Genomic DNA, 16,142 nt, shown 5'->3' on the forward strand with positions numbered 1-16,142 from the left:
CACAATTGTGATCGGCTCGTAGTCATCGCGCCAGCGAGCGTGCTTGAGATGACGACCGTTCATCCCGCGTCTTTGCCAGCGGGTCTTGCGTCTTGATGGGCTGGCTCGCGCCTAAGAAGGGGCGGGACGGGGTTAATGCCAGTCAGTTAAGCCACAGCCCTGTGGGAGCAAAGCTTGCTCGCGATTGCGGTAAGTCGGTCAGCAGCAATGTTGACTGATCTGTCATTATCGCGAGCAAGCTTTGCTCCCACAGGTTTTGCGCCGTTTGATCCTTAACTGGCTGGTATTAGGGATGGGGCCGGTTTTTTGGTGGTTCCCGAACCCTGTCGGCGCAAGTCTGTTGGCGATGATCGTGATGCCGGTGGCAAACGACTCAACCTTTCCAGGCTTCCCGGTTCACCAGGTTCATCGGTCGCTCTCCCGCCAGTGCCGCCAGCAGGTTGTCCACCGCGCAGCGCGCCATGGCCTCTCGGGTCTCGTGGGTAGCCGAACCCATATGCGGGGTGGCCACCACGTTGTCCATGTGCAGAAGCGGCGAGTCCGGGTCCAAGGGTTCGCGTTCGAACACGTCCAGACCCGCGCCACGGATCTGGCCGTTGCGCAGGGCGTCGATCAGCGCCGCTTCGTCCACCACCTTGCCCCGGGAGATATTGATGAACAGGGTCTCGGGGCGCATCTGCGCAAATGCTCGTGCATCGATCAGGCCTTGGGTCTCGGCCGTCAACGGCAGGGTCAGGCAAACGAAGTCGGCTTGGCGCAACAGCGTTTCCAACGAACAGTAGCGGGCATTGAATCGCTGCTCGACGGCAGGTTTGGGCGAGTGGCTGTGGTAGAGCACCGGCATGCCGAAGCCGAAGTGGCCGCGCTGTGCCAAGGCCTCACCGATACGGCCCATGCCGATGATGCCCAGGGTCTTGCCGTGGACATCGGTGCCGAAATGCCGGGGGCCGATGCTTTGTTGCCAGCCGCCTGCGCGAACCAGGTTGGCCAGTTCCACCACGCGGCGGGCCGTCGCCAGGATCAGCGCGAACCCGGTGTCGGCCGTGGTCTCGGTCAGCACGTCCGGGGTATTGCTCAGCAGGATCCGGCGTTCGGTCAGGTAGTCGATGTCATAGTTGTCGACCCCCACCGAGACGCTGGCGATGGCTTGCAGGTTCGGCGCCAGGTCCAGTAGTGATGCATCCAGCTTGAGGCTCGCGCCCAAGAGGCCATGGGCGCCGGGCAGGGCATCGCGCAGGTGCGCCAGGCCCTGGGCATCCAGGCGGTCGATGAGGGTGACGTCGGCCTGGGCTTGCAAACGGGCCATCAGTGACGCCGACAGCGCCTTGTACAACACCACGTGCTTTTTCATGAGCGGGTCTCGATTCAGGAATGGGCGGGCGCCGGGTGCGGCGTCGCGGAATGAGGGGTGGCGCGGTCGCTGGCGCCGGGTTTGAGGGCAAGGGTCAGCACCACTGACAGCAGCAGCGCGCCACTCATCAGCAGGAAGGACATGCCCGGGGAGCCGGTGGAGCCATTGAGGTAGCCCACCAGGTACGAACCACCGAAGGAGCCCAGCGCGCCCATGCTGTTGATCAGCGCCATGGCGCCGCCGGCGACGTTGGCCGGCAGGATTTCCGGAACGATGGCAAAAAATGGCCCGTAAGGCGCGTACATGCAGGCGCCGGCGATCACCAGCAGGCTGTAGGACCACCAGAAATGTTCAGGCCCCAGCAGGTACGAGGCGTAGAACGCGATGGAAGCCACCAGCAGCGGCGGCCAGACGAAGCGCTTGCGCTTCTGTGCCTTGTCCGAGGCCCAGGACACGCCGAGCATGGCGACGACGGCCGCCAGGTACGGCAACGACGACAGCCACCCGGCCTCGACCATGCTCATTTGCAGGCCGGCCTTGAGGATGGACGGCAACCACAGGACGAACCCGTAGACCCCGATGCTCCAGCAGAAGAACTGCAACGCCAGGATGATGACCTTGGGCGAGCGGAAGGCCTCGGCGTAGTTCTTCACTGCCTTGATGCCGACTTGTTCGGCTGCCAGCACGCTTTCCAGGTCCTGCTTTTCCTGAGCGCTGAGCCACTTGGCCTCGGACGGACGATCGTCCGCCAGGCGCCACCAGATGAAGGCCCAGAGAACCGCCGGCAGTCCTTCGATGATGAACATCCAGCGCCAGTCGAATTGCTGCACCAGGTAACCCGACACCACCGACATCCACAACATGGTCACCGGGTTGCCGAGGATCAGGAAGGTATTGGCGCGCGAGCGTTCGGCCCGGGTGAACCAGTGGCACAGGTACACCAGCATGGCCGGCATCACGGCGGCTTCGACCACGCCGAGCATGAAACGGATCACGATCAGCCAGTAGGCGTTGGACACCACGCCGGTCAACGTCGCCAGTGAGCCCCAGAGGATCAGGCTGACGAAGATCAGTTTCTTCACGCTGTGTTTCTGCGCGTAGATCGCTCCCGGCACCTGGAAGAAAAAGTAGCCGAGGAAAAACAGCGCGCCGAGCAGTGACGACAGCCCCGGGGTAATCATCAAGTCCTTGGCCATGCCGGAGGCTGCGGCGAATCCATAATTGGCTCGGTCCAGGTAGGCCAGGCTGTAGGTGATGAATACGATGGGCATGATGTACCACCAACGGCGGGTGGCGAGGTTGAGCGTTTGCATGTCGTTGACTCCTGAGCTTGTTGTTTTTGTTGCAGCAGGTGTATTTGCGGTGTACTTCAGGCCTTGATCGCGAGCAGGCTCGCTCCCACGGATTTAACGGCAACCCATGTGAGAGAGGGCCTGCTCGCGAATGGCGCCCTCAAACTCGGCCGATAACTCGGTTCGGGTCGGCAACCCCTCCATGTCTCCTCGGTTCTGCACCGCGCGACTGCCAATCCAGTTGGCGCGCTGTACGGCCTCGGTGATATCGCGGTGTTCCAGCAGCGCGCTGATCAGGCCGACGGCGAACCCGTCCCCGGCGCCTACCGTGTCCACCACCCGGGCCACCGGCACGCCAGTCACGAAGCCCTGGGCCTGCGGCGTGCGGTAATAGGCGCCTTGTGCGCCGAGCTTGATCACCACGGCGTTGGCGCCTTGGTCCAGGTAGAAGGCGGCGATGTCGGCCGGGTCGTCGAAACCGGTCAGCAACCGGCCTTCCCCGAGCCCGGGCAAGACCCAGTGGGCGAGGGCGGCGAGGCGATTGACTTCGCGGATCATCAACGACTCGCTGGACCACAGGCTGGGTCGCAGGTTGGGGTCGAAGGACAGGCTGCGGCCGGCCTCGCGCATGCGGGTCATCAACTCAAAGGACATCTCGCGGGCCGTCACCGACAGCGCCGGCACAATCCCGGTGGCATGCAGGTGTCGGGCGCCCAGCAGCGACGGAGCGATGGCGTCGATCGACAAGTGGCTGGCCGCCGAGCCGCGGCGGAAATATTCCACCTGCGGGTCGCCGCCATCGTCGTTACGGGATTTGAACTGGAACCCGGTAGGGTGCGTTGGATCGACCGCCACATGACGACAATCCAGGCCTTCCTGCTCCAGCGTCTGCACGACAAAGCGTCCCAGGGAGTCGGCGCCGACCCGGCTCAGCCACGCCACGTTGAAGCCCAGTCGCGCCAGGCCGATGGCTACGTTGCTGTCGGCCCCGGCGATACGTTTACTGAAATGGTTGACGTTGGCCAGGTCGCCGCAGCTGTCGGCCACCAGCATTGCCATGGTTTCGCCGAATGACAAGACATCGAACTCAGACATGGGCGGGCTCCCGGTGTGCTTGCCCGAGGCCAGCCAGGATGGTGACGTGTTCAGTGGTCAATTGCAGCAGGTCATCGCCTTGGAGCGGGTACTCGGCGGCGCGCATCACGCCGGCGGGCATCTGCTTGAACAGCTGTTCCCACAGATGCAGATCAGCCTGCGCCGGCGGCACCGCAATCAGTTTGCCGTCGTCGCGACGGGCCACAGCCTTGCAATGCACATACCTCACATGGCGTCCGAGCAGCCGGGCCGCTTGGGTCGCCGATTGGTCCTGCCACTGCCAGTTGCCAATGTCGAAGGTCATGCCAATGGGCAACTCTTGTCGCTCAGTGGCGGCGAAGAACCGTTGGAAAGGTTCGATCCGGCCGCCCTGCAACGTCTGGTCGTTCTCTACCAGCAACTGCACCGGGCTGACGGCGAGCATGTTCGCCAGGACGGCCAGGTCATGGGACGCGGTGAAATGCCCGAGCGAGACTTTCAGCCATTTCGAACCGAACGCCTCGGCACGCTGCAAGGCCAGCGACAGGGCGGGATTGGGCTGGACGCAGTCGGCAAGCCACAGTTCGAGGGGCGATGAAAAAATACTTTGCAGGCCTTGGGCCTGGGCGCTGGCCGCCAGCTCGGCGGGCTGCTCGTGGGTAAGCAGTTCTTCGCGCCATTCGATCCGCGAGGCACCGGCGGCAGCCAATAGCAGGGTGAAACGGCCTTGACCTTGCTGCCGCACCAAGTCGGCGCCGTAGCTGGACAGGCTGATGGAAACGGGTGGTTTATTCATTGTTCTACACCTCTGAAACCGGTTTCAGTTTTGTTCAAAAAAAGGGGAGCGCTTGGGGCAATGCCAGTCAGTTAAGGATCAAACGGTGCAGAATCTGTGGGAGCAAAGCTTGCTGGCGATAGTGGCAGGCCGGTCAACATTGTTGCTGACTGACTTACCGCTATCGCGAGCAAGCTTTGCTCCCACGGGCTTAACTGACTGGCATTAAAGGCTTGGGGGGCCCTTCGTGAGCAGGCCATCATTGATCCAACCCCCGGGTCGACCCACGCTCAATCAGCTGCGCCGCAAAATCCAGGGTCTGCACCGGCCCGTTGTCGCCGCGCAAGCGCTTGAGCAGGCACTCGAAAGCTCGGGCGCCGATCTCCGCGGTCGGTTGGGCCAGGGCGGTGATGCCGCTGCCCACCAACGGGTACCAGTCCAGATCATCGAGGGCGATCAGGCCCACGTCGTCGAACAGCTGGCAGCCCAGTTCGCGCAATACTTGGGTGGCGGCCAGGGCGGCAATGCCGTTGGCGCAGAACAGCGCCTTGGGGCCAGGGCCCGGCTGGGCGAGGAAGGTCTTGATCCGGGTCGTCAGTTGATCGCGGATTTCCACCACGGCGCCGGCCAGGGCCGGGCGTCGTTCGATCTCCGACTTGAAGCTGTCGACCCGCTCGATCCGTGAACTGGTGCCGTCGAACGGTTCAGTCACCAGCAGCAGGTCGCGGTAGCCGCGCTGTTCGAGATGATCGAGCGCCATCTTCACCGCTGCGGGGTTGTCCAGGCCGACCAAGTCGCTTTCGAGCCGATCGACCTTGCGATCCACCAGCACCAGGGGCATCTCGCTGCGCAGTTCAAGCAGTTCGTCCCGGTGATGACCCAGGGTGTTCACGATCAGCCCTTCGATGTTGTAGGCACGCAACAGGGCCAGATGCTGACGTTCCTGTTCATCGTCGCGGTCGGTGTTGCACACCACCAGGCTGTAGCCGTGGCGGCGGCAGGCGGTTTCCACACCGTGCATCACGGCAATCGAATAGGGGTTGCGGATATCGGCCACCAGCATGCCGATCAGGCGGGTACGGCCGCGCTTGAGGCCTCGGGCCATCTGGTTGGGGCGATAGCCCAGCTCGCTGATCGCCTGCTCGATGCGCCGGGCGATGGCCTCGGAGAGCAGGGCGCGGTCCTCGCCGATGAACCGCGAGACGCTGGCCTTGGAAACCCCGGCGCGTTCGGCGACATCGAGCATGGTCACGCGGCTGCGCTGGGCGGCGGAGAAAGAATTCACGGATTGAAACCTGCTTATTGGATTTATTAGCGGCTCTGAAACCGGTTTCAGGAAACCTCAGAACCCGGTGGGTCGTCAAGGGCGTTGTGCGGGAGGGGCGACCGACGGTGGATGTCGATCAGGGGGCAGGTGGCTGGACCGCCGCTATCGCGAGCAGGCTCGCTCCCACAGTGAGGACGAGGTGTTCTCGGGAATAGCGGCCGCCACAGGTCCCTGGTGAGAGCGGGCTTGCTCGCGATAGCGGTGGATCAGTGGCGATGAGGTTGGCTGACACACCGTCTTCGCGGGCAAGCCCGCTCCCACAGGGTTGTGAGGTGGCATCGGAATAGTGGCCGCCACAGGTCCCTTGTGGGAGCGAGCCTGCTCGCGATAGCGGCCGCGCTGACGCTGAAATCAATTCTGTCTGACGTAGGTCCCTACACCCCTGAGGATGTTCTGCAACGTCAGTTCGACCTCCGCCAAGTCGGCTTCATCGGTGTCATGGCTGATTTCCAGCACATCGTCGCCATTGAGCGCATCGGCATCGGCCGCAGCGATTTCGATTTTCAGCAATGTCGGGCTGAGGGTGACTTTCACGCCGTCCAGGGTCGACGGCTCGCCATCGAGGGCGATTTCCAGTTCGTCTTCGTCGGGGTAGCGGGTCATCAGGAACATTTCGCCCTGGGCGCTGTGGCAGCAAAGCATGGCCATGTTGTCTTCTTCGTCATCGCACGGGTTGGCGATCAGAAGGGCGGTGGTCATTTGCATCGGGACGGCTCCTGGCTCGATGAGCCTTGCGGGTGCGAAGAAGCGAAGTTTGCCAGCCTGGGGGATTTACTGCGACCACAGCCGTCATCTGTACACGATTTCACATCGCGGGGTGCCGATTGTTCCCCAGGCTGCTAGGGTTGTTCGATGCATACGCTAGCCGATGTCCGAATATGTCGCAGCGCTGCAAGCAGGGGCCTTATCGCACTCGTTAAGCTGCGCAACGGATGCGCACTTGCACGGGCATTTCCTGTAGATGCCCGTGACATGGAAATGGAATGTGACCTGCGGGTCTTGTCCAGCTTCACCCACCTGTCGTCCTGTTTCCTCTGCCCGAGAATCAGGAACAGGATGGCCGGCAGCCCGAAAGGGGCTGCATGACGCTTCCATCAATAACAAGCCCAAGCGGAGTACCACAGATGGCGTTCTTCACCGCAGCCAGCAAAGCCGACTTCCAGCATCAACTGCAAGCGGTACTGGCGCAGCACATCAGTGAACAGGCACTGCCACAAGTGGCGCTGTTTGCTGAACAATTCTTCGGCATCATTTCCCTCGATGAACTTACCCAGCGCCGGTTGTCCGACCTCGCCGGCTGCACCTTGTCCGCCTGGCGCCTGCTTGAGCGCTTCGACCACGCGCAATCGCAGGTTCGCGTCTACAACCCCGATTACGAACGCCACGGCTGGCAGTCGACCCATACGGCCGTGGAAGTGTTGCACCACGACCTGCCGTTCCTGGTGGACTCGGTACGCACCGAGCTGAACCGCCGCGGCTACAGCATCCATACCCTGCAAACCACCGTGCTGAGCGTGCGTCGTGGCAGCAAGGGCGAGTTGCTGGAAATCCTGCCGAAGGGCACTCAGGGCGAGGGCGTCCTGCAAGAGTCGCTGATGTACCTGGAAATCGACCGCTGCGCCAACGCCGCCGAACTCAACGTCCTGAGCAAGGAACTCGAGCAGGTGCTGGGCGAAGTGCGCGTGGCCGTGGCCGACTTCGAGCCGATGAAGGACAAGGTCCAGGAGATCCTCACCAGCCTGGACAACAGCGCCTACACCATCGATGCCGACGAAAAAAGCGAGATCAAGACCTTCCTGGAGTGGCTGGTGGGCAACCACTTCACCTTCCTGGGCTATGAAGAGTTCGTGGTCCGTGACGATGCCGATGGCGGCCATATCGAGTACGACCCCGAGTCGTTCCTCGGCCTGACCAAGCTGCTGCGCGCCGGCCTGACCGCCGATGACTTGCGCATCGAGGACTACGCCGTCAACTACCTGCGCGAACCGACGCCGCTGTCGTTCGCCAAGGCCGCGCACCCGAGCCGTGTACACCGTCCGGCTTACCCGGATTATGTGTCGATCCGTGAAATCGACGCTGACGGCAAGGTCATCAAGGAATGCCGCTTCATGGGCCTGTACACCTCCTCGGTGTATGGCGAGAGTGTGCGCGTTATTCCGTACATTCGCCGCAAGGTCGCCGAAATCGAACGTCGTTCGGGCTTCCAGGCCAAGGCGCACCTGGGCAAGGAACTGGCCCAGGTGGTCGAAGTGCTGCCCCGCGACGATCTGTTCCAGACCCCGGTGGATGAGCTGTTCAGCACCGTGATGTCCATCGTGCAGATCCAGGAACGCAACAAGATCCGCGTGTTCCTGCGCAAAGATCCGTACGGCCGTTTCTGCTACTGCCTGGCCTACGTGCCGCGCGATATCTATTCCACCGAAGTGCGCCAGAAGATCCAGCAAGTGCTGATGGATCGCCTGAAGGCCTCGGACTGCGAATTCTGGACGTTCTTCTCCGAGTCGGTACTGGCCCGCGTGCAGTTGATCCTGCGAGTGGACCCGAAGAACCGCATCGACATCGACCCGCTGCTGCTGGAAAAAGAAGTGGTGCAGGCCTGCCGCAGCTGGCAGGACGACTACGCCAGCCTGGTCATCGAGAGCTTCGGCGAAGCCCAGGGCACCAACGTGCTCGCCGACTACCCGAAAGGCTTCCCGGCCGGCTACCGCGAGCGCTTTGCTGCGCATTCGGCGGTGGTCGACATGCAGCACCTGCTGAGCCTGAACGAAAAAAATCCGCTGGTCATGAGCTTCTACCAGCCGCTGGGCCAGGTGTCCGGCCAGCGTGAGCTGCACTGCAAGCTGTATCACGCCGACACGCCGCTGGCGCTGTCCGATGTGCTGCCGATCCTGGAAAACCTCGGCCTGCGCGTACTGGGTGAGTTCCCGTATCGCCTGCGCCATACCAATGGCCGCGAGTTCTGGATCCACGACTTCGCCTTCACCGCCGCCGAAGGGGTGAACCTCGACATTCAGCAGCTCAACGACACCTTGCAGGACGCCTTCGTCCACATCGTGAGCGGTGACGCCGAGAACGATGCGTTCAACCGCCTGGTGCTGACCGCCGGCCTGCCGTGGCGCGACGTGGCACTGCTGCGTGCCTACGCCCGCTATCTCAAGCAGATCCGCCTGGGCTTCGACCTGGGCTATATCGCCAGCACCCTGAACAACCATACCGACATCGCTCGCGAGCTGACCCGGTTGTTCAAGACCCGCTTCTACCTGGCCCGCAAGCTCACCGGCGAGGACCTGGAAGACAAGCAACTGCGTCTGGAGCAGGCGATCCTCACGGCACTGGACGACGTCCAGGTGCTCAACGAAGACCGCATCCTGCGTCGCTACCTGGACCTGATCAAGGCCACCCTGCGGACCAACTTCTACCAGACCGACGCCCACGGCCAGAACAAGTCCTACTTCAGCTTCAAGTTCAACCCGCACCTGATCCCGGAACTGCCGAAGCCGGTGCCCAAGTTCGAGATCTTCGTCTACTCGCCACGGGTTGAAGGCGTGCACCTGCGCTTCGGCAACGTTGCCCGTGGCGGCTTGCGCTGGTCCGACCGTGAAGAAGACTACCGCACCGAAGTCCTGGGCCTGGTAAAAGCCCAGCAAGTGAAGAACTCGGTGATCGTGCCGGTCGGCGCCAAGGGTGGTTTCCTGCCGCGTCGCCTGCCACTGGGCGGCAGCCGGGACGAGATCGCGGCCGAGGGCATCGCCTGCTACCGCATCTTCATCTCCGGTCTGTTGGACATCACCGACAACCTCAAGGATGGCGCCCTGGTACCGCCGGCCAACGTCGTGCGGCATGACGACGATGACCCGTACCTGGTGGTGGCTGCCGACAAAGGCACGGCGACTTTCTCCGACATCGCCAACGGCATTGCCATCGACTACGGCTTCTGGCTGGGCGACGCCTTCGCCTCCGGCGGTTCGGCTGGCTATGACCACAAGAAAATGGGCATCACCGCCAAGGGCGCGTGGGTCGGCGTGCAGCGCCACTTCCGCGAGCGCGGCATCAACGTCCAGGAAGACAGCATTACTGTGGTCGGCGTGGGCGACATGGCCGGCGACGTGTTCGGTAACGGTTTGTTGATGTCCGACAAGCTGCAACTGGTCGCGGCGTTCAACCACCTGCACATCTTCATCGACCCGAACCCGGAACCTGCCAGCAGCTTCGCCGAGCGCAAGCGCTTGTTCGACCTGCCGCGTTCGGCCTGGACCGACTACGACACCAGCATCATGTCCGAAGGCGGCGGCATCTTCTCGCGTAGCGCGAAGAGCATCGCCATCACCCCGCAGATGCAGGCACGCTTCGACATCAAAGCCGACAAGCTGACCCCGACCGAACTGCTGAACGCCTTGCTCAAGGCACCGGTAGACCTGTTGTGGAACGGCGGTATCGGCACCTACGTCAAGGCCAGCACCGAAAGCCACGCCGATGTCGGCGACAAGGCCAACGATGCGCTGCGCGTGAACGGTAACGAACTGCGCTGCAAGGTGGTGGGCGAGGGCGGCAACCTGGGCATGACCCAGTTGGGCCGTGTCGAGTTCGGCCTGCATGGCGGCGCCACCAACACCGACTTCATCGACAACGCGGGCGGCGTGGACTGCTCCGACCATGAAGTGAACATCAAGATCCTGCTCAACGAAGTGGTGCAGGCCGGCGACATGACCGACAAGCAACGTAACCAGTTGCTGGCGAGCATGACCGACGAAGTCGGTGGCCTGGTGTTGGGCAACAACTACAAGCAGACCCAGGCCCTGTCCCTGGCGGCCCGTCGCGCATTCGTGCGGATCGCCGAATACAAGCGCCTGATGAACGATCTGGAAGTGCGTGGCAAGCTGGACCGTGCAATCGAGTTCCTGCCGACCGAAGAACAGCTGGCTGAACGTGTCGCGGCGGGCCATGGTCTGACCCGTGCCGAGCTGTCGGTGCTGATCTCCTACAGCAAGATCGACCTCAAGGAAGCGCTGCTCAACTCCCTGGTACCAGACGACGACTACCTGACCCGTGACATGGAGACCGCGTTCCCGGCGACGCTGGTGAACAAGTTCTCCGAGGCCATGCGTCGCCATCGCCTGAAGCGTGAAATCGTCAGCACCCAGATCGCCAACGACCTGGTCAACCACATGGGCATCACCTTCGTTCAACGGCTCAAGGAGTCCACGGGCATGAGCCCGGCGAACGTGGCGGGCGCATATGTGATCGTGCGGGACATCTTCCACCTCCCACACTGGTTCCGTCAGATCGAAGCCCTGGACCACCAGGTGTCGGCCGACGTGCAACTGGAGTTGATGGATGAGTTGATGCGCCTGGGCCGTCGTGCGACCCGCTGGTTCCTGCGCAGCCGCCGTAACGAGCAGAACGCTGCTCGCGATGTGGCTCACTTCGGTCCGCACCTGGCGGCGTTGGGCCTCAAGCTCGACGAACTGCTGGAAGGCCCGACCCGCGAGGGCTGGCAGACCCGCTACCAGGCCTACGTGGCCGCCGGTGTGCCGGAGCTGCTGGCGCGCATGGTTGCAGGCACTACGCACCTGTACACCTTGCTGCCGATCATCGAGGCGTCCGACGTCACCGGTCAGAACGCCGCCGATGTGGCCAAGGCCTACTTCGCCGTGGGCAGCGCCCTGGACATCACCTGGTACCTGCAGCAGATCAGTGCCTTGCCGGTGGAAAACAACTGGCAGGCCCTGGCCCGCGAAGCGTTCCGCGATGACGTCGACTGGCAGCAACGGGCGATCACCATCTCGGTCCTGCAACAGGGCGACGGTAGCCAGGACGTGGAAACCCGTCTTGCGCTGTGGCTGGAGCAGCAGCAGGACATGGTCGAGCGCTGGCGTGCCATGCTGGTGGACATTCGTGCCGCCAGCGCCACCGATTACGCCATGTACGCAGTCGCCAACCGCGAACTGCTGGACCTGGCGTTGGCAGGTCAGGCGGTCGTAACGGCCAACTGATCCGGCGTTGAATGAAAAGCCCCGCATCGAGAGATGCGGGGCTTTTTATTGGGCGCGGTTCATGCGCAGCACCGATTTTCCTTGTGGGAGCGAGCCTGCTCGCGATGGCGTCGGATCAGTCGACGGCGATGTTGGCTGTGCCTCCGCTATCGCGAGCAGGCTCGCTCCCACAGAGGGGAAGTGTGTGGTGAACCGTCAGTTCTTCAGCGGAATCAACACCGCCTCCTTCTCACCCATCACCATGAAGACCAGCAGTTTCGCCGGCGCGGTCGCGCTGGCGTTTTTCGAGACCAGGTGCTCGGAACCCGCCGCCTCGTACCAGAACTCCCCGGCCTTGTAGGTGGTCGTCGGCTCGCCTTTGACCTGGGAGGTAATGGCACCTTCGAGCACATAGGCCATGGCCGTGCCTTCATGTTTGTGGGCGATGGATGACTGGCCTGGGGCGTAGTCAACGGTCAGCATCATGGCTTTTTTGCCCGGTAGGTTCTTCAGCATTTTCTCCTGCAACACCTGGACCTTTTCCGAAGGTGCGGCTTCGTGGGCGTAGACCTGGGCGACAGGCAGCAGGCTGAGGGCGGCGATCAGGCAGAGGGTTTTCATGGCAGTGGCCTTCGTGGGTTTGGAGTGGGTCCGCGCTGTTGCGGCGATGGATCCACCCTATGCCCGCTGGTGGGGCAAGCAAACCTCCAATCTTTCGGAAGGCCGGTAGACCAATTGGCCTACTACGGATTTGCAACTGACTGGACCGTAACCCTGTGGCGAGGGGATTTATCCCCGCCGGGCTGCGCAGCGGCCCCAAGATATTCGTGACGGCGCCTATCTGGCGAGTGCTGCGCACTCGAGCGGGGCGGTGCGACGTTTCGCTAAATCCCCTCGCCACATGGGGCACGGCCCAGGAGTGCGGGCAGCTCAGACAATCGGGAAACTATTGAAGTCCACGCTCCGGGCCAGGCGACTGTCGATCAGGCCGATAAAACCCTGCACTTCGGGGCAGTTGAAGTGGGCTTGCATGGCTGCTTCCGATTGCCAGCGGGCGCTGACGGTCCAGCGGTCGCCGTCCACCGGACACCGGTCGACCATGTAGGCGTCGCAACCGGGCTGGGTGCGCAGGGTTTCGACGATTTGCTGCAACTGTCGGCCCAGCTCTTCCGAGCGACCGGGGGTGGCTTGCACCTGGACGGTATTGATCACTTGGCGAGACATCGTTCAGGCTCCTGAATCAAGTCGGACGGGATGTTCACAATCAACGGTACCCGTGCAGGATAGGCCTGCATGGGCGAGGCTTAAACAGCCAATGGGCGGATAAGCAGGCAGTCCAATCGTTCAGGCGACCTGCTGAAGGATGTCCCGCAAGCGATCCAGGGCGATGTCGATGTCCAGGACTTCGATGGCACCAAAACCGAAGAACAGCCCTTGTCGCGGTGGTGCTTCGTTGAAAAAACCATCAAGGCGGTACAGCCCGACCTCGACTTTTTTCGCCAACTCGACCACCAGCGGCAGATCGATCGGTACTTTGCACAATACCGCCAGGTGGAAGCCGGCGGTGGTGGGCACGGCTTCGAACCAGGGCGACAGGTCACCGGCCATGCGCGCCAGGATCCGCTCGCGACGTCCGGCGTACAAGGTGTGGCAGCGACGAATGTGCTTGAGCAGGCAACCTTCGGCGATGAACTTGGCCAGCGCCCATTGGGGCAGGGTGGACGTGTGTTGGTCGGTGAGGCGCTTGGCCAGGATCACCGCTTCGAGAATCGCTGGCGGCAGGATGGCGTAGCCAAGCCGCAACTCCGGCAACAGGGTCTTTGAGAACGTCCCGACGTACGCCACGATGCCTCGTTCGTCCATGCTCTGCAGCGAGTCGGCAGGCCGGCCTTCATAGCGGAATTCGCTGTCGTAATCGTCTTCGATGATGATCGCGCCGAGCTCATAGGCCCGCGCCAGCAGGGCCTCGCGCCGTGCTTGGCTCAGGGGCATGCCCAGGGGGAACTGATGGGAAGGCGTGACGTAGATCAGCCGCGTGCCGTCCGGAATCAGGTCGACCCGCATGCCTTGCTCATCCACCGGGACCCCGACCACCGTGGCGCCGTGGGAGCCGAACAGCAGTCGCGCCGGTGGATACCCCGGGTCTTCCATCGCCACCAGGCTGCCGGGCCGGGTCAATACCCGTGAGATCAGGTCCAGGGCTTGTTGCGCGCCGTTGCACACCACCACATCATCGTCCTGGCAATTGACCCCCGGGAAAATGCGATGTGCCGGGCGATGGCATTGCGCAGTGCGGGCAGACCCTCGGGTTGGCTGTAGAGGCCCTTGGCATTGGCGATCTGGCGCAGGGCGTGGGCAGTGCAACGACGCCAATCGTCCAGGGGAAACTGCCCCTTGCCGGTGGCACCGCCGATGAAGTCGTAGCGTAATGCGCTTTCCGGCGTCGGATGGCGCAACAGGTCCGGCATGTTGCGCCAGGCCTCGACCACGTCGGCCCCGGCCAGCTCCCGATGGCTTTGCTTGCGCACGATCTTGGCTGGCCGCGCATTGACGTAGGTGCCTTTGCCGATGATGCCGGTGAGAAAGTTTTCGTAGGTCAGCTGGGCGTAGGTGTCGGAAACGGTCTTGCGCGAAACGCCCAACTGTTCGGCGAGCAGGCGGCTGGGGGGCAGTTGTGTGCCGGCAGTCAGGCGACCGCTTTCGATGGCGCTGCGCAACTGCTGGTACAACTGACTTGTCAGGTCCTTGCGGCCATTGATGACGACATGAAGTTCCATACCCGCGGGCTCCCGGACAATCGCCTGGCGGCAGCGTCAAAGCTGCAAGATTACCTGCATTGTGCGTCTGGATAGAAGTTGCGTGGAGAAAATCCGGCAGATTGGTCTGGCGTTGGATGGCCCTGGTTTTTTCGGCCAATTGGATCTGTCGCCGATGGCCTTCAGGTTCTACCGTGAAGGGATCACTGCCACGGAGCCCGTCATGAACCAGCGTCTGGATTACTACAGTGCGTCCCCAGGGGCGATGAAAGCGATGATTGGCCTGGAAGCGCTGACCAGCCGCCTGAGTATCGAAGCGGCGCTTCTGCACCTGATCAAGATCCGCGCTTCGCAACTCAACGGGTGTGCTTTCTGCACCGACATGCATTCGGTGGATGCACGACGTCTGGGTGAAACCGAACGGCGTCTGTTCGCAGTGGCTGTATGGCGCGATAGTTGCTTTTTTACTGACCGTGAGCGCGCCGCCCTGGCCTGGACCGAAGCGGTGACGCTGTTGGCCCAGAGCCAGGTACCCGACGATGTCTATGCCCAGGCCCGTACCTGCTTCAGTGAGGAGGAGCTGGTGGACCTGACAATGGCGATCAGCACCATCAACAGCTGGAATAGGCTGGCGGTGAGTTTTCGCCAGAGCCCTGTTGATTGAGTCAGGAAGTGGGGGGGGCTGGTCGGCCGCTTTCGCGAGCAGGCTCGCCCACAGGGAATCGGTGGTGGACACAGAACCTGAAGTTGCCCAAAAACAACTGTGGGAGCGAGGCTTGCACGCGATGCAGGCGCCTCGATCTACAGTAATACCGGGGCGATGCTATCGCGGGCAAGCCTTGCTCCCACAGGCTTGCCCACACAGGAGTGAGCGCTACAGGGTGATATCGGGACCGCAGTGAATAACACGGTCCCGGCGGGCGTCGCAGCGCTGAGTTTCGAGACGATCTAGGCGACTGCCGCGGCGTTGCGCTCGCGCAGCTCCTGCAAACGATCAGCCCCGCCCTCAGCGACACGATTCTCAAGCAAACGATCAGCCCCGCCCTCAGCGACACGATTCTCAAGCAAACGATCAGCCCCGCCCTCAGCGACACGATTCTCAAGCAAACGATCAGCCCCGCCCTCAGCGACACGATTCTCAAGCAAACGATCAGCCCCGCCCTCAGCGACACGATTCTCAAGCAAACGATCAGCCCCGCCCTCAGCGACACGATTCTCAAGCAAACGATCAGCCCCGCCCTCAGCGACGCGATTCTCAAGCAAACGGTCGGAGCCGCCTTCGGCCACACGGTTCTGAATCAGGTGATCGGAGCCGCCTTCGGCCAACTGATGCGCCGCGGCGCTGCTGTCTGTTGCCGAAGCGACATTCGACAGGCCGAAGCCGCTAACCAGTGCCAGTGCGATTACCAGGGACGAAGCTTTTGGGAAATTGAACATGGTGGTTCTCCTTGCGGTTAATGGATCAATTGCGCAGCAGCGAAGGGGTGCTGCTGTCCGGTGATCACAGTTAAACGCACGGATGTATCTGGGCAGTGTGTCGGAAGAAGGGGAAGTCGACAGTTACGTATCAATCGGCGGTTCATACACAGACTGAT

The 16,142-nt window shown here is 62.4% G+C and carries 11 protein-coding genes and 1 pseudogene; 2 read left to right on the top strand and 10 right to left on the bottom strand.

What is annotated here, in order from left to right; genetic code table 11:
* Window positions 1–373: 373 nt before the first annotated feature.
* From PCOSP_RS13890 to PCOSP_RS13915, 6 genes are all read right to left on the bottom strand, one after another.
* The gene (locus PCOSP_RS13890) at window positions 374–1,351 is read right to left on the bottom strand and encodes a 2-hydroxyacid dehydrogenase (RefSeq protein ID WP_139649918.1); all 978 of its coding nucleotides are present in this window, start codon (window positions 1,349–1,351) and stop codon (window positions 374–376) included.
* A gap of 14 nt (window positions 1,352–1,365) precedes the next feature.
* Window positions 1,366–2,664 (bottom strand): MFS transporter, encoded by a 1,299-nt coding sequence (locus tag PCOSP_RS13895; RefSeq protein WP_139649917.1) that lies wholly within the window; start codon window positions 2,662–2,664, stop codon window positions 1,366–1,368.
* Between the two features lie 93 nt (window positions 2,665–2,757).
* Window positions 2,758–3,738, bottom strand: a complete 981-nt coding sequence (locus tag PCOSP_RS13900) for a sugar kinase (protein ID WP_464711754.1) — start codon at window positions 3,736–3,738, stop codon at window positions 2,758–2,760.
* Window positions 3,731–4,513, bottom strand: coding sequence for a sugar phosphate isomerase/epimerase family protein (locus PCOSP_RS13905; protein ID WP_464711755.1), 783 nt, complete (start codon window positions 4,511–4,513; stop codon window positions 3,731–3,733). Before PCOSP_RS13905 ends, PCOSP_RS13900 begins: the two co-directional genes overlap by 8 nt.
* Window positions 4,514–4,751: 238 nt before the next feature.
* Window positions 4,752–5,777 carry a LacI family DNA-binding transcriptional regulator gene (locus tag PCOSP_RS13910; RefSeq protein ID WP_139649912.1) on the bottom strand — a complete coding sequence of 342 codons (1,026 nt, stop codon included), beginning with the start codon at window positions 5,775–5,777 and terminating at the stop codon, window positions 4,752–4,754.
* Between the two features lie 393 nt (window positions 5,778–6,170).
* Window positions 6,171–6,524: a hypothetical protein gene (locus PCOSP_RS13915; protein ID WP_139649910.1), complete on the bottom strand. Its 354-nt coding sequence runs from the start codon at window positions 6,522–6,524 to the stop codon at window positions 6,171–6,173.
* Window positions 6,525–6,943: 419 nt separating this feature from the next.
* Between PCOSP_RS13915 and PCOSP_RS13920 the strand changes: the two genes are divergently transcribed.
* Entirely contained in the window at window positions 6,944–11,812 is a 4,869-nt protein-coding gene (locus PCOSP_RS13920) for an NAD-glutamate dehydrogenase (protein ID WP_139649907.1), read from the top strand.
* 195 nt (window positions 11,813–12,007) lie between these two features.
* On the opposite strand, the gene PCOSP_RS13925 is transcribed toward PCOSP_RS13920, so the two are convergent.
* The 3 genes and pseudogenes from PCOSP_RS13925 to pdxR all read right to left on the bottom strand — a co-directional run bounded on the left by PCOSP_RS13925 (window position 12,008) and on the right by pdxR (window position 14,568).
* Entirely contained in the window at window positions 12,008–12,412 is a 405-nt protein-coding gene (locus PCOSP_RS13925; protein ID WP_464711758.1) for a cupin domain-containing protein, read from the bottom strand.
* 309 nt (window positions 12,413–12,721) lie between these two features.
* Complete coding sequence (locus PCOSP_RS13930; RefSeq protein ID WP_139649903.1) at window positions 12,722–13,015, bottom strand: antibiotic biosynthesis monooxygenase family protein; 294 nt, start codon at window positions 13,013–13,015, stop codon at window positions 12,722–12,724.
* 120 nt (window positions 13,016–13,135) lie between these two features.
* Window positions 13,136–14,568: pseudogene (gene pdxR, locus PCOSP_RS13935) on the bottom strand (MocR-like pyridoxine biosynthesis transcription factor PdxR).
* A 202-nt stretch (window positions 14,569–14,770) separates the two neighbouring features.
* Between pdxR and PCOSP_RS13940 the strand changes: the two are divergent.
* Window positions 14,771–15,211, top strand: a complete 441-nt coding sequence (locus tag PCOSP_RS13940) for a carboxymuconolactone decarboxylase family protein (RefSeq protein ID WP_139649899.1) — start codon at window positions 14,771–14,773, stop codon at window positions 15,209–15,211.
* Window positions 15,212–15,495: 284 nt separating this feature from the next.
* Here the strand turns inward: PCOSP_RS13940 and PCOSP_RS13945 are convergent, their stop codons facing one another.
* A complete protein-coding gene (locus PCOSP_RS13945) occupies window positions 15,496–15,984 on the bottom strand; it encodes a phage infection protein (protein ID WP_464711760.1) in 489 nt (162 codons plus the stop codon).
* Window positions 15,985–16,142 lie beyond the last annotated feature (158 nt).

This window comes from Pseudomonas sp. MAFF 730105 (assembly GCF_055380705.1).

Bases quoted from the DNA above. Each gene is read 5' to 3' on its own strand.
- PCOSP_RS13890 (WP_139649918.1), bottom strand. From the start codon at position 1,351: ATGAAAAAGCACGTGGTGTTGTACAAGGCGCTGTCGGCGTCACTGATG.
- PCOSP_RS13895 (WP_139649917.1), bottom strand. From the start codon at position 2,664: ATGCAAACGCTCAACCTCGCCACCCGCCGTTGGTGGTACATCATGCCC.
- PCOSP_RS13900 (WP_464711754.1), bottom strand. From the start codon at position 3,738: ATGTCTGAGTTCGATGTCTTGTCATTCGGCGAAACCATGGCAATGCTG.
- PCOSP_RS13905 (WP_464711755.1), bottom strand. From the start codon at position 4,513: ATGAATAAACCACCCGTTTCCATCAGCCTGTCCAGCTACGGCGCCGAC.
- PCOSP_RS13915 (WP_139649910.1), bottom strand. From the start codon at position 6,524: ATGCAAATGACCACCGCCCTTCTGATCGCCAACCCGTGCGATGACGAA.
- PCOSP_RS13920 (WP_139649907.1), top strand. From the start codon at position 6,944: ATGGCGTTCTTCACCGCAGCCAGCAAAGCCGACTTCCAGCATCAACTG.
- PCOSP_RS13925 (WP_464711758.1), bottom strand. From the start codon at position 12,412: ATGAAAACCCTCTGCCTGATCGCCGCCCTCAGCCTGCTGCCTGTCGCC.
- PCOSP_RS13930 (WP_139649903.1), bottom strand. From the start codon at position 13,015: ATGTCTCGCCAAGTGATCAATACCGTCCAGGTGCAAGCCACCCCCGGT.
- PCOSP_RS13940 (WP_139649899.1), top strand. From the start codon at position 14,771: ATGAACCAGCGTCTGGATTACTACAGTGCGTCCCCAGGGGCGATGAAA.
- PCOSP_RS13945 (WP_464711760.1), bottom strand. From the start codon at position 15,984: ATGTTCAATTTCCCAAAAGCTTCGTCCCTGGTAATCGCACTGGCACTG.